Here is a 14793-nt window from a genome sequence, read left to right as displayed (position 1 = left end):
TAGCCGTGGATTTGTTAATTTTAACTGTCATTTATAACTGTCAATACCCCGGCTAATATTCCGATAATGGGCAAATCTACCACACAGGAAAAATTATTTAACAGGTATTACAGGATATTCATCTTCCCGATGATATTCCTCCTGTACTACCTGTTATCTTATCTCGTAAATCCTTTCAGCGGCTACTGGGAGGAACTCTGGAAGCAGAAATGGACAGACATCCTGATAGAAGGTGTCATCATGATGATCTTCTGTGCGCTGATCACTGAAATGAGTCTCATCATTGCCCGGCAGCTTAACAAGATCATGCCGTGGAATGAAAAGCCGATAGCCCGTTCTTTTATCCAGCTGTTATTGCAGCTGGTATCTGTAGGGCTGCTGCTGGCTTTTCTATACTATACGCTGTTCTTTATTTTCGGACCTCCCCCCAAAGCAACCAAACCCCCTGATAAGCTCGATGAGTGGCAGTTTGTATTTGTCTGCTCCATGTTAGCCATTCTGATCAGCGCCGTACATACCGGGCATTATTTCCTGCAACGCTGGAAAACCTCTATGCTGGAGGCTTCTGAGCTGAAGCTGAAAGCGGCCGAGTTCAAACAGATCGCCATGCAGGCGCAGCTGCAATCGTTAAAGCTGCAGCTCGACCCGCATTTTATGTTCAATAACTTCAGCGCGCTGTCTGCGCTCATCATGGAAGATAAAGACGTGGCATTGTCTTTCCTGGAGAATCTGGCCAAAGTATACCGTTATATGATTACCAATCTGAATAACGATATTATCACGCTGGCAGAAGAAGAAAAGATCATCCGCGCCTTCGCTTACCTGATAAAGATCAGGCATGGCGATAACGTAGTTATTGATATTGATATCCCTGCATCCATTGCCGGCAGAGGAATTCCGCCGATTACGCTGCAGCTGCTCATAGAAAATGCCATCAAGCATAATATGGCTACAGCTGCCAGGCCGCTGCTGATAAAGATCTATGAAGATGATTCCGGCCGGCTGATTGTCAGCAACCGTATTCAACGGATCAGGCACCAGATACAATCCACCAAGCTGGGATTGGAGAATATACGTAACCGCTATCGCATTTTATCAGATCAGCAACCAGTTATCAAAGAAGAAGATGGTATGTTCATAGTTGTGTTGCCGGTACTGGATATATAAAATTTTGTATATGGAGATTTTAATAGTAGAAGATGAAGCATTGAACGCCACCCGCCTGCAACGTATGTTGCAGGAGATCAACCCGGATATCCGGATCCCCGGTGTTTGTGAAAGTATTACTGAAACCGTTGACTGGATCAGGTCCCACCCGCTGCCGGACCTCGTTCTGATGGATATACGTCTTGCTGATGGCCTCAGCTTCGAAATATTTGAACAGGTGGAAATCGGGTGTCCCGTGATCTTTACCACTGCCTACGACGAATACGCTATCCGCGCTTTCAAGGTAAACAGCATCGATTATCTCATGAAACCCATTGTGCAGGAAGACCTGAGCGCCGCCCTGCGCAAATTTGAGAGCCTGCGCCAGCAGAAGGTAGTATCAGAGCCGGTGAAGGACATCCTGCGCTATCTTGAAAAGAAAGAAACCATTTACCGCTCCCGCTTCCTGATACCCTATAAGGATGGTTACCGCACCGTCAGCGCTGCCGATGTGGAGTTTGTGGTATATGACTACGGTATCACGCACCTGGCGCTGTCTGACAAGACTACGGTTACCGTACTGCAGACCATGGACGAACTGGAAGAACAGCTGGACCCCGCACAGTTTTTCCGTGCCAACCGCCAGTACATCATTCATATCAACAGCATTGAAGGCATTCACAATTATTTCAACGGCAAGCTGAAAGTGAAGCTGCGCACCTCTCCCCAGAGTGAAGTTATCATCAGCAAGGAAAAGGCCCGCCTGTTCAAAAACTGGCTGGACCGCTGAAAGTACAGGCCCGCCGGTAGCCTCCTCATAAAAAGCCTTATATTGCGCCGAATTTTATTCTCAATAGCATGAAACTGGAAGAACAACTACTGGAAAGGAGCAATAAGAAATGTGAATTATGCCAATCTGGCGATTCCCTGCAGGTATATGAAGTGCCGCCGCAATCATACAGCGATCCTGAAAACTGTATCATGATCTGCGGGAAATGCCATACGCAGATTGACCGGAAGGCAGAACTGGAAAGTATGCACTGGCGCTTTTTGTCGGAAGTGATGTGGAGCGAGATTCCCGGAGTACAGGTTGTTTCCTGGCGCATGCTCAACCGCCTGCGCGCCGAAAGCTGGGCCATGGAAAGCCTTGATATGATGTACCTCAATGACGAAACGCTCGCCTGGGCCAAAGCTACCGGTGATCATGACAACGATGCCACCGTGAGCCTGCACCGCGATAGCAACGGTGCTCAGCTCTTCAACGGAGACACCGTTATACTCACCAAATCCCTGGACGTAAAAGGTTCCACCCTCAATGCCAAACTCGGCACCGTTGTAAAAAATATACGCCTCGTAGAAGATAATACAGAACAGATAGAAGGTAAGATAGAGGGGCAGGTGATTGTTATTCTGACGAAGTACCTGAGGAAACAAAGCTGATGGGTTAATTACGAATTACGAATTGCGAATTACGAATGGGGAGCGAAGATGTAAGCGAAGAAGTAAATTTTCTATCCGCTTACATCTTCGCTCCTCATTCGTAATTCGTAATTCGCAATTCGTAATTATCTTACAGCATGATTATTCCTCGTACTGAAAAGCTGCAACAAGTAATAGCATGGGGTGCCGGCAATGAAACCATCAGGGCCATGCTGCTTACCAGCTCGCTGACAAACCCGCATGCTCCTGTGGATATGTTCAGCGACCTGGACATAGATATTGTAGTGCCTGATCTGCAGGCATTCCTGGCAGATGACAGCTGGCTCACCGCTTTCGGCCCTGTTATTACCACTATTGTAGAAAATGAAGAAGTGTTCGATGGACGACATGCTTCCCGCATGGTTATCTATGAAGACTATACGAAAATTGATTTCCTGATTTATTCCGTAGAAAAGTTCCGGGAGCAGGCATCTGCAGATACCCTGTATGAAGACTGGGACATCGGCTATGAGGTACTGCTGGACAAGGATCGTCTTACTGCCGGTATGCAGGCGCCGACCCACCGCGTGTTTAATATCCGCAAGCCTTCGCAGGAGGAGTTTGCTTATGTGTTTAATGATTTCCTGTTCTGTACCACCTACGTGGCCAAGTGCCTCTGGCGCGATGAGTTGTTCTATGCCCGTTTTGTGGCGGAGCAGATCATGCGTTTTGAGAGCTTTCAGAAGATGATAGAGTGGTACATCGGGTCGCAGCATAACTGGAACGTCAGTACGAATAAATACGGTCGTTTGTTCAAGCGGTATCTGTCGCCCGGCATGTGGAAGAAGATTGAGGCCACCTTTGCCGGTGCGGATATAGCCGGCAACTGGAATGCATTGTTTGCCTATGTGGACGTAGCCGGTGAGCTGGGCCGGGAGCTGGCGCAGCAGCTGGGATACAGCTATCCGGAGGCTGTGGAGGAGAAGATCAGGAAGTATCTGCTGGAAGTAAAAAAGATGGGCGCCCGTCAGTAGCTGAAAGACGCCCTTGTTCAAACCTGCTTTTTTAGAACAATGGTGTTGCCAGTCTGATAAAATAGACAGTATTGAAATCTACTTTGCCGGTGCGTGGCAGTATTTTAGCGATATAGTTGTTGTTGACAGGATCTGCGGGGAGTATGCCGAAGTCGTCGTCATTACTGAGCGCGATGATGTTATTACCTACTAGCACGATGCCTTCCGGTTTATCATGCGGATAGTCCGGGATATCTTTGATAATATCCACTACCAGTGTTTTGCTGACAGTTTTGATGCCGGCAGCCAGCAATTCTTCATCGCTGAGTACTTCCAGTGTTTTACTATTCACCAGGCGGCCGTTGGCGCCGTTGCCGGGATCCGAAACGTCGGTGCCGGTACTGAGATCTATTTTATATATCCTTTTGATGCGGGACGGTTTGGCAGGATCGCCGGGGAATTCGCCGTCTCTTTCCAGCACCAGGAAGGAATTGTTGCTGATAGCGGTAATCTCGCTGTTGGCGGTATTTTTATCATCCAGTTTATAGAGGTATTGTTTGGTATTGCCGGTAGCGATATCGAAGGTGACGATGCGGGTGTACAGGGAGTTGCTCACTGCACTTTTGGAAGGATTGTAGAGGGGAGACTGCATCAGTCCTACGAGTGTTTTGCCGTCTGGTGTGATGGCGAGTCCTTCCATGCCACGGTTGGCGCGGCGGGTAGCGAGTACCAGTGGTAATTTTCTGCCACCTGTGCCGGTGCCGAAAGGATTGATTCTTTCGAGTGTTTTGCCGTTTCTGTCGAGATGTACGATATGCGGACCGTATTCATCGCTGATCCAGAAGGAGCCGTCCGGAGCGGCCACGAGGCCTTCGCAGTCGATGCCTTCCGCGTCGGTGCTGAGTGTAGCGCCGTTCATATCCAGCGCAGTTTCGCCGGTGCCGCCGCTGCCTGCAGGGTTGGGTAATCCGGTTACCGGTGTGTTGGCGGCGGATTTGATATGGATGGTTTCCACGAGTATCATGGAGTCGCCGCTGAGGCGGAATTTACCGATCTGCGGGTTGAAGGCAGGCACCGGAAATACTTTAGAATCCTTGATGGTGCCGTCCACGTTAGGGCCGCGGTCGGTCATCAGGTAGAAGGAGCCGGCTTCGCCGGGTACGCTGGCAATGGAAGAGCCGTAGCCGCCATTGAAAACATTTGTGCCGGCGGTGTTGGTATATATTACTTTGGCGCCGGCCAGGCGGGCTTTGGCAGGGTAGGAGGTGTTGCCGCCGTTGTCAGAAGGGCCGTCATTTTTCTGGCAGGCGAAGAGGAAGGCGAGGCCGAGAGGAGCCATGCGTAATGCTTTATTCATGTATCAGCTGAATTTAGGCTGCAAAGATTGGGCGGGTATGTGAACGGGGGATTATGTATTTGTTATGAAATAGTGAAATGATAAGGAGGATACAGGCCGGATACGGGAAGGAGAATAGGACGGGAGGTACCGGCATTTCAGCAGATAGATTACTTAGTATATCTTAATTCGTAACTCCTGATAATTACAGATGCAGTTTACAGCATATTGTAATTGCACTACAGGACTCTTATTTAAAAATATTCTCCCTTTCTACTGCAGTGACACATACACCCAACTTGATAAAACCGTATATTTATCCGACAAAATACCCGGCACTGTATACCAGTGCTCATCAATCAAAATAAAACTAAAACTATCCCTGTTGAAAATTTATCATGTTTTTTCTCCGCCTGTAAAATACCACGGTAATCAGATGTAGCACGATAGTAGTTCATTACCGTTATTTATTATATTTCACAATTTGCAGGACATTAAATGGTTGGGTAAGATTGCCGGCAGATTTAAGACATATTGAAGCAGGAATGCTCTTACGTATCGCGGAAGGGGACGAGCAGGCATTTACCGCGTTGCTGACAGCCACCTCCGGATTGCTGTACAGTTTCGTATTGCGCCATACCGGCTCCCGCGAGGTAGCTGAAGAAATAGTGCAGGATATCTACACCCAGATCTGGCAAACCCGCGAAAGCCTTTCTGCCATCAGAAATTTCCGTACCTACCTTTACGTGATCTCCCGTAACCGTATACTCAATGAAATCAAGCGGATGGCCCGGGAACGCCGGCGTCATCAGGCATGGGAACAAACTGCTGCCACCGTTCCGCAGGAAGACAGCTCCATGCGGGAGCAGCACTACTCCCTCATAGATACCGCCGTAAACCTGCTGCCTCCCCAGCAATATAAAGTCTGGGTACTGAACCGCCGCCAGAAAATGACCTACCAGGAAATCGCTGCAGAAATGCAGATTTCGCGGGAAACCGTTAAGACATATTTGCAACATGCCACGCAGGCGATAACGAGGTATATTAAAGACAGGGTGTAGGTGTTTAATGGTGAATTACGAATTGCGAATTGCGAATTACGAATGCAGAAGCGAAGAACTAAACGAAGATTAAAGGTGATACTTAATACTTATCATCTTTAATCTTCGTTTAGTTCTTCGCTTCTGCATTCGTAATTCGTAATTCGCAATTCGTAATTGATTCCCCCAAACTTGTCTAGTCAAAAAATCCCTTCCCCCCATTACCCCCTTTTTCTCAACCCTGTTGTCCTTATAATGGAAAGATAAAATACCGCATATTGAAAGACGCAAATACCAGGTTGGCATACCTGTATAATTTATGGTGTAAACAGCAACTTACTGAGGAGGAGCGTGCAGAATATTCCGCCTTACTGGAGGAGGAGGATCTCGCGGGTGAGCTGGAGCCATTGATGATGCAGCAATGGAATGCCGCTGTGGATGAGGGGCAGCTGGAAATGAGCCGCCGTGAAGCGATAGCGCAGCGTATTTTATCTGATTACCCGGTTCAAACGGAAACGGTTACACGAAGTATATTCCCTGTGCCTGTGTTCCGCCGGTGGCGCAGTGCTGCGGCTGCAGCCGTAGTGGTAATGGCTGCCGCCGGCATGTATTTTATGCTTCACCCAGGGCAACGACCTGTGGCAGCAGCAGTAAGTACTGAGATAGGCCCCGGTCATGAAGGCGCCATACTCACCCTGGCTGATGGAAGCCAGGTAGTGCTGGATAGTTTGCCGGATGGTGTAATAGCCAGTCAGCAGGGCGCTACGGCAGTCATGACAAACGGGCGCCTGTCCTATAATGCGGGGCAGTCTTCCGATACGGGCATGGTATATAATACCATGTCAACCCCGAGAGGGCGGCAATTCCGCATGGTACTGCCGGATGGCACCAAAGTATGGCTCAACGCGGTGACATCGCTGAAATACCCCACCGCTTTCAAAGGAAAGGAGCGTGTGGTGGAAGTAAGCGGTGAGGCGTATTTTGAAGTGGCGAAGGATGAATCCAAGCCCTTCCGGGTGCAGTTTACCTCCACTGCCGGCAATGATCCGCTCGGAACTGTACTGGCGCTGGGTACCAGCTTTAATGTGTCCGCGTATTATGATGATCCTGCTGCAAAAATCACCCTGCTGGATGGTAAAGTAATGGTGTCGCCGGCAAAAACGGAACATAAGGATAAAATATTGGTTCCCGGCCAGCAGGCCGCCATGGCTGTCAATGCCGGAATGCCAGGCAATATCTCCGTACATCAGGCAGATACGGCTAAAGTAAACGCCTGGCGGTATGGTATCCTGAATATGCACCAGATGGGCCTGGCGGAAGTAATGAAGCAAATATCGCGATGGTATAATGTAGATATAGTATACGAAGACAGTATTCCGGATATCACCTTCTGGGGTGAAATCAACCGGACAGAAAACCTGACAACTGTATTAGGCTTTATGGCAGAATCGGGCGTTAAATTCAGCATAGTAAATGAAGGCCGGAAAATAATCATCCAAAAAAAGTAGTATCAATAAGAAAAAATTAAAAAAAGTCACAACCCTATTCCTGACAAAGTAAGGGAATAACCGCCGGCTACCGTCAACTTAGCCGGGGAAGAACGTTTTATCAATCAAAGTAAATCAAATCTATGCACTTATCAACCAGTAAGGGCTGCTCCGGAAAGGAGCGGCTGGGCAAGCTATGCAGAAAACTGACCGCCTCTGTATTGCTGCTGATCTGCCTGCACATCAGCGTTAGCGGGCGATCTCAGATGGTTTCCATCTCCGGAAGAAACATCCCTATGGAGGAAGTCTTTTTTTCTATCAAGAAACAAACTTCCTTCTCCGTCGTTTGCAAGGCATCCCTTATGAAGGAGCTGAAACCGGTGGACCTGAACGTAACCGATATGCCACTGCGGAATGTGATGGACCTGACAGTAAAACCGCAGGGCGCACAGTATACCATCGGTAAAAACTCCGTATTCGTATTCCCTGATTCTTCCGCAGTCAGGCAGCATCACCTTCAGGTGGAACAAACAGAAAGCAACCTGCAGCAGGAAGATCCCGTTAAAGGTAAAGTAACAGATTCCGCCGGATTACCTTTACCCGGCGTAACCGTTTTTATAAAAGGCAAATACAATACCGCCACCACTACCGATGGTAATGGTGTGTTCAACATCAACGCAAAAGACGGCGATGTGCTGGTAGTGTACAACCCCGGCTTTGCCACCCGTGAAATTGTTGCACGCAAAGGCAGGCTGATGGCCGTTTCCATGAGGGTGTCGCAGCAGGCGCTGAATGAAGTGATCGTTACGGGTTACCAGCAGCTCCGCAAAGAAACCTTCACCGGCGCAGTTGGCCGCGTAGATAAATCACTCCTGCAACGTGGCGGCGTCGGCGACGTATCCAAAATGCTGCAGGGCGCTGTAGCCGGCGTAAGCGTGGAAAACGTTTCTTCTACTTTCGGCAGCACGCCCAAGATCAGGGTGAGAGGAAGCGCCTCCATCAGCGCCAACCAGGAACCGCTGTACGTGGTAGACGGTGTGCCTATCACCGCTCCGGCCAACATCCAGCCCAACCAGCTCTACTCCGGCGACCCCGCCTCCCTGCTCGGTTCTGCCATAGCCGGCCTGAACCCCGCCGATATTGAGGATATCGTTATCCTGAAAGACGGATCCGCTACCTCTCTCTACGGTACCAGGGCTGCCAACGGCGTGGTATCCATTACCACCCGCAAAGGAAAGAAAGGACAGATGACCGTCAACGCAGGTACTGCGCTGACAATGGGTATCAAACCCAATGTGGCGACTTTCAACCTGATGAATTCCAAAGAGCAGATGGACCTCTCCGCGGAACTCTATCGCTACGGTTATCTCTCCGTACTGAACTATCCCAGCTCCACCGGCGCTTTCACGGATATTTACAATCAGTATACCCAGCGCAAAATATCCATGGATAAGGCGAATCAGCTGCTGAACAACGCCCGTTCCGCCAATACAGACTGGTTCGACGTGTTATTCAGGAATAACCTGGTGCAGGAACACAACCTCTCCCTGCAGGGCGGCAGCGATAAAGCTACCTACTACCTCTCCGGCAGCTATCTGCATGATGACGGACAGGCGAAAGGATATAACACCAACCGCTATACGGCCAATTTTCGTACAACCGTTAACGTTACCAGCAAGCTGGAAGTAGACTTCCTCACCAACTTCACCTATCGCGATCAGATGGCGCCGGGTACCTTCGATACCACTGCCAGCGGCAGCAACGGTAACATCGTACGCCGCTTTGAGCTGAACCCCTTCAGCTATGCGGTGAACACCAGCCGCGCCATGACGCCCTACGATGAAAACGGTAACTACAAATATTACCTGCGCGATTTTGCTCCCTTCAATATCCTCGATGAGCTGAATGAAAACTTCAACACGCTGAAAAGCCAGGATATCCGCTCTGTACTGCGCCTCAACTATAAAATCATTCCGGGACTCACCTATGAAGGGTTATTGTCTGTTCGTAAAACCGTCAGCGACAACAGCCACGTAATGACCGAAAGATCCAATGTGGCAGCTGCCTACCGGGTAGATAACCCCCGCTCTATCGCAGATATCAACCCGCTGCTCTACAAGGATCCCAACGATCCGAATGCCATCCCGCAGACCATCCTGCCTTCCGGTGGCCTGCTGGAACAGCGCGCTTTCAGAGGCTCTTTCCTGAATATGCGCCATACCCTCAACTGGCGCAACGTGTTTGATAAAAAACACGCCGTGAATATCTTCGGCGGTTTTGAAATGGGCAGCGATAAAATCAATTCCAACTTCGTCAGAGGATATGGTTACCAGTATTATTCCGGTAAAATCATCTCCCCCAGCGTGCTCGCGCTCAAAAGAGCTGTGGAAAGGGACGAGAAATATTATGAAGAAGGATTTATCAGAGAGAATAAAACTGCCTTCTTCCTCAATACCAACTATATCTACAGCGATAAATACATCGTTGACCTGGCAGCCAGGGTGGATGGCAGCAACCTGTTCGGTTCCGCCACCAAAAGCAAATTCCTGCCGAACTATAGTATAGGTCTGGCCTGGAACCTGCACAAGGAAAAATTCATGGAGCCGCTGGCAGCTAAACTGGACCTCCTGAAAATCCGCGGCAGCTACGCATTACGTGGTAACGCCTGGCAAAACTCTCCCGCACTGAATGGCACCTTTATCAACGCCTACAGGGGAGATCCCAACTTCAACGAACTGGGTATCAACATCACCTCTCCGGAACTCTATAACCTGAACTGGGAGAAGGATTATACTACCAGTATCGGTGTGGACATCGGACTGTTTAACAGGCTGACCGTTACGGCAGAATACTATAACCGGAGAAACATGGACCTGGTAGCGCCCCGCAACGTGGCCTACGAAGATGGATTTACCACCAAAACCATCAACTGGGCCAGCATGTCCAATAAGGGTATAGACGTTACCATCAGCGTGCGCAACATCACCAACTCCCGCAACTTCCAGTGGAACGTAAGCGGTCTGGTAGGCCATGTGAAAAATCAGGTACTCGACGGCACCTTTTCACCGCTGCTTACCCAGAAAACATCTCCATGGGGATACGGCTCTATCGGCAAACCGCTTAACGGCCTCTATGCCTACCGTTTCGCCGGACTGGACGTAGCTGGACAACCACAGTTCTACGGCGCCAAAAACCAGCTGGTATCCAATATTCAGCTGAACTCACAGGATGATTCCCTTATTACGTATATGGGTTCCCGTGACCCAACCTTAACAGGTTCCTTCACCAACAGCTTTAACTATAAAGGATTTGAGCTGCGGGTATTCCTTACCTACAGCTTCGGTAACAAAGTATTCAGAAATCCGGTTATCAGCAGGATTTATGCTGACAACCTCGCTACCCAGAAAGACGTGGCAGCCCGCTGGCGTATTCCTGGCGATGAACAGACCACCAATATTCCCGGACTGGTATCCAATATCCAGCAGGCCTATAACAACGCAGCCTTTATTCAGAGAGAATTTGCCTATAACAGGGGAGATCATATGGTTGTAAATGCCGGCGTAGTGCGCCTGAGCGAAGTAGCGCTATCCTATGATTATGTGCCGAAAGTAAGACCCGGAAAATTCAGCGCCATCAAATCCGCACGCGTAACGCTTTCCGGTAATAACCTTTATTTCTGGGCCGACAAAGACCTGAGAGGAGTAGATCCGCAGAGCATCATCACCGGGGTGAGCCTGCCTAACGTTACCTCCTATACGCTGAGACTTAACGCCCAATTTTAAAATCTTGAGAAATGGTACAAACTGAGCTGAAAATAAAAACTGTTGCGATTTACCTGTTCGCGCTCTGCCTTACCGCCGCCGGCTGTAAGAAGTTTACAAGCGAACCATATGATAACCGCGCGCAGCTGCAAACTGCTGAGCAATACCAGCAGGTACTTGTAAATGCCTATCCTGTCAGACATGACCTGTTTACGGATATCCTGACAGATGATTTCGAATACCATGCACAGCTGGCGCAGGCATCCAATATTACCGACTACCTTCCCATGTATCAGTGGAAGGACGATTATCCTGATGGTATTACCACCGGGCCGGCGAGGGCATATGAAGGATTCTATCAGAAAATTTACCTGGCCAACCTGGCGCTGGAAGGAATAGAATCTGCCTCCGGCAGTGAGGAACAAAAGGCGGCAGTAAGGGGAGAAGCACTGCTGGTCCGCGCCTACTGCCATTTTATACTGGTAAACCTTTTCGGTATGCACTATGAGGCAGGCACCGCTTCCACCAATCTGGGCATCCCGCTGGTAACCGTCAACAACCGTGGTAACATCAACACCTACAGACGTAATACCGTAAAAGAAGTGTATGACCAGGTAGAATCAGATATCGCGCAGGGCATTGCCCAGCTGAAAAACGGCGGTGCGTTTGTATCTGCCAACCCCTACCACTTCTCTGTTGCAACCGGTAACGCCCTGATGGCCAGATTGAAGCTGTACAAGGGAGAGTGGGACCAGGCGGTGAAATACAGTGAAGATGTCATCAACGAAAGAGGTTACCAGGTCAGAAGGCTTGCAGATGATATACCCTTTTATACCTCCAATGGTATGCTTTTCTTTGCCACCAGATACATGGACCCGGCCTCTCATCCTAATATTCTGTCATTAGCCTATAACCCGACCATGGGACCACTGGTGCCTACCGGCTACTTCATCTGTGGTTTCTTCCCCAGCGATTACATGATAGCGCAGTATTTCGCAGGAAATACCGACCTGAGAAGAAGAGTGTTTGTTTCTGTAGGTACCGTTATCGACGCGCGTTACATTGCACTGAAATTTGCCACACAGGCGAACAGCCCATCCAATACGCCGATCAAGACGCCTTACTTCAATATGGAAGAAGTAATACTGACACACGCGGAAGCGGCCCTCAGAAGCAACGACGCCAACGGCGTACAGAAAGCACTCAACGATGTGGAATCAATCCGCAAGCTGCGCTATGCGCCCTACACTCCGCTCAACACCGGTATTACCAAGGATGAACTGCTGGAAGTAGTACTGCTGGAAAGAAGAAAGGAACTGATTAACGAAGGGTTACGCTGGTACGATATCAAACGCCTGAAGCTGAGTGTAACGCACCGCCTGGCACGTGGTAATACCGCCGTGGAAGTGCTGAAGGAAAACGATCTCCGCAAAGCCATTCAGATACCAAGGATGGAGCAGGAAAGAAATATCCCGATTGCATCTGAGCTGAACCCAAGATAATATCACCCTTAATTTTTTTGTTATGAAACAAGTTGCTAAACTATTTATACTGGCAGGGTTGATAGCCGTAATGACTTTCTCCTGCACCAAAGACAAGGCGCCGGTGATTAATGATACGATCGATTATTTTGCCATGCCCAAACCCCTGAATGCGCTGGACAGCCTCATAGATACCATCCAGCACACCTACGGGCTGCGGGTAATCTATAAATTTGAACCGCGCGTAATAGATCCTACCACCTTCTTTGTACCCGCACTGATTAACAGAGCGCAGGGCTATACAAAATATGTGGTGGAAAAGATGTGGCTGCAGCCTATCAGCATCTTCGCACCGCAGTTCTCTAAAAACCAGATCCCGGTGGAGTTCCTGACCATCGGTACAGCAGTGCATTTCAACAGCATCAGCTCCGGTGGCGCAGCAGGTGCAGGGCTTAACGGCCAATACTACCGGCTGGGTATGGGAGATGTTAACAGCTTTGTTGTTAACCGCGCCTGGATCCGGGAACATATCAATATCCTCTATCATGAACATGCGCATCAGCTGGATCATAAATTTGGCCGCCCTAAAGGATACGACCAGGTATCACAAGGCTTGTATTATGACCTGCAATATATCAGCAGAACAGACGAGCAGGCGCAGAAAGACGGATATTTCCGTGCTTACGGCGGGTTTCAGCCGGTAGAGGACTTTGCTACCACCGTAGAAGCAATGATGCGGTTTCCGAAAGATTCCATCCTGAAGATCATTGCCAAAAATCCAAAGCTGGAAACAAAGTATAAAATGGTAAACCAATTCTATCTCAGCAAGGGAATAGACCTGCATATGATGCAGATAAAACTGGATTCTGTAGTAAAAGCGCTGATTCCGTAAGACAAGGTTGTTTTTATCATTCACATTCTAAACAAACAACATGAAGAAGATATATAAACTGCTGCCGCTGCTGATAATGGCTGTCAGCGTCATCAGCTGCGTAAAATATGAGAAGGATATAGATCTGGACCTGACCCTGGTGAAGCAATCGCAGCTCACTGCCAGAATACGTTCACAGATTGGCGACGCACCCAACGGCTGGCTGCTGATGATCCCGAACCCGGATCCTTCCATCAAAACAGCTATCCCGATCATTTTAAAGTTCGACACCGTAAAGAATACATTCACCTCCCGGTCCATGTTCCCTTCCTCTACGGTAGCCACACCCCCGGTATATGAACTCAGCAGCGCCACCGGCGCACCCCTGCTGAGCTTTGCCAGCGGCTCAACCTTTTCTGCCATTTATGAATCCGGCTTTATCCAGGACTTCTATTTTAAAATAATGGACGTAACGCCCGACAGTATCACCATGCAGCCCTACCGCAAAGGAGAAATCTATGCATCAGAAGGTGGTACCGTCATGAAGATGTACAAACTGAAATCACCGGTGACCTGGTTCGATACCCAGTACCCGCTGCTGGCCCTGTTTTCAGCATCCAATTCACCCTTTGTCATCAGCGCCACCAATCCGCTGAAGCTGACGTACAAAGACGGATACCAGGCCCCTGCATGGAATATGGAATTCTCCGGTGTAGGCGCAGGCAATACCAGTTTCTTCAAAGCTAACATCGGCATCTCCAGAGACGTAGGCCTGAACCCGATAGCCCTGTATTCCAACAGCGACTATAACAACTACGCCTTCTACTATGTTAGCGGCACCGCCATGGTAACCGCTGTCATAAAAGGCTGGAGCCCTCCCGGCCCCTTCTCGCTGGAACCGATGAAATTCATCAACGCCATTAAAACGGATTATCTGCTGGTACGCAGCATAAGCCCCGACTATACAAAAATTGAACTGTTCGCCCTGAACCGCTACGGTCAGGAAGTGATTACGGGGACGCTGGAGGTAGAGCAATAGGGAGAGTAATTACGAATTACGAATCATTGGTGTCCGGTAAAAATCAGACCTACTACAAGAAAAAAGGGGGCAATTGCCCCCTTTTTTTGGTAGATTTAAGTTACCACACTTTAAAATACCATGAATAAAGGTACTTATTTTACCGGACAGCCGATCTTTAGTCAACTACTTTCTTTTGTTCCCAGATCTCTGGTAACCCG

At 49.1% G+C, this 14793-nt stretch carries 11 protein-coding genes; 10 read left to right on the top strand and 1 reads right to left on the bottom strand.

All coding sequences use genetic code 11. The features are described from left to right. Positions 1–66: 66 nt before the first annotated feature. The 4 genes from GWG06_RS19115 (at position 67) to GWG06_RS19100 (ending at position 3599) form a co-directional block, all read left to right on the top strand. Positions 67–1167, top strand: coding sequence for a sensor histidine kinase (locus tag GWG06_RS19115; RefSeq protein ID WP_160715213.1), 1101 nt, complete (start codon positions 67–69; stop codon positions 1165–1167). A gap of 10 nt (positions 1168–1177) precedes the next feature. Beyond that, the gene (locus GWG06_RS19110) at positions 1178–1936 is read left to right on the top strand and encodes a LytR/AlgR family response regulator transcription factor (RefSeq protein WP_127036344.1); all 759 of its coding nucleotides are present in this window, start codon (positions 1178–1180) and stop codon (positions 1934–1936) included. Positions 1937–2004: 68 nt separating this feature from the next. After that, positions 2005–2586 (top strand): PhnA domain-containing protein, encoded by a 582-nt coding sequence (locus GWG06_RS19105; protein ID WP_160715212.1) that lies wholly within the window; start codon positions 2005–2007, stop codon positions 2584–2586. A 137-nt stretch (positions 2587–2723) separates the two neighbouring features. Then, positions 2724–3599, top strand: coding sequence for an aminoglycoside 6-adenylyltransferase (locus tag GWG06_RS19100; RefSeq protein WP_420826306.1), 876 nt, complete (start codon positions 2724–2726; stop codon positions 3597–3599). Between the two features lie 31 nt (positions 3600–3630). Here the strand turns inward: GWG06_RS19100 and GWG06_RS19095 are convergent, their stop codons facing one another. Next, positions 3631–4935: an esterase-like activity of phytase family protein gene (locus tag GWG06_RS19095; protein WP_160715210.1), complete on the bottom strand. Its 1305-nt coding sequence runs from the start codon at positions 4933–4935 to the stop codon at positions 3631–3633. A gap of 524 nt (positions 4936–5459) precedes the next feature. Between GWG06_RS19095 and GWG06_RS19090 the strand changes: the two genes are divergently transcribed. The 6 genes from GWG06_RS19090 to GWG06_RS19065 all read left to right on the top strand — a co-directional run bounded on the left by GWG06_RS19090 (position 5460) and on the right by GWG06_RS19065 (position 14593). Continuing rightward, the gene (locus GWG06_RS19090; protein WP_160715208.1) at positions 5460–5975 is read left to right on the top strand and encodes an RNA polymerase sigma factor; all 516 of its coding nucleotides are present in this window, start codon (positions 5460–5462) and stop codon (positions 5973–5975) included. A gap of 257 nt (positions 5976–6232) precedes the next feature. Then, positions 6233–7462 (top strand): FecR family protein, encoded by a 1230-nt coding sequence (locus GWG06_RS19085; protein ID WP_160715206.1) that lies wholly within the window; start codon positions 6233–6235, stop codon positions 7460–7462. A 122-nt stretch (positions 7463–7584) separates the two neighbouring features. After that, positions 7585–11223, top strand: coding sequence for a SusC/RagA family TonB-linked outer membrane protein (locus GWG06_RS19080; protein ID WP_160715204.1), 3639 nt, complete (start codon positions 7585–7587; stop codon positions 11221–11223). An 11-nt stretch (positions 11224–11234) separates the two neighbouring features. Next, entirely contained in the window at positions 11235–12704 is a 1470-nt protein-coding gene (locus GWG06_RS19075; RefSeq protein WP_127036332.1) for a RagB/SusD family nutrient uptake outer membrane protein, read from the top strand. Positions 12705–12726: 22 nt separating this feature from the next. Beyond that, positions 12727–13575, top strand: coding sequence for a substrate import-associated zinc metallohydrolase lipoprotein (locus GWG06_RS19070; protein WP_127036331.1), 849 nt, complete (start codon positions 12727–12729; stop codon positions 13573–13575). Between the two features lie 40 nt (positions 13576–13615). After that, a complete protein-coding gene (locus tag GWG06_RS19065; protein WP_160715202.1) occupies positions 13616–14593 on the top strand; it encodes a DUF4302 domain-containing protein in 978 nt (325 codons plus the stop codon). The last annotated feature ends 200 nt before the right edge of the window (positions 14594–14793 follow it).

This window comes from Chitinophaga solisilvae (assembly GCF_009928525.1).
GTDB classification, from domain to species: Bacteria; Bacteroidota; Bacteroidia; order Chitinophagales; family Chitinophagaceae; genus Chitinophaga; species Chitinophaga solisilvae.
Note: the sequence above shows the minus strand (reverse complement) of the source record. Positions and strands in the feature narration are given on the sequence as shown.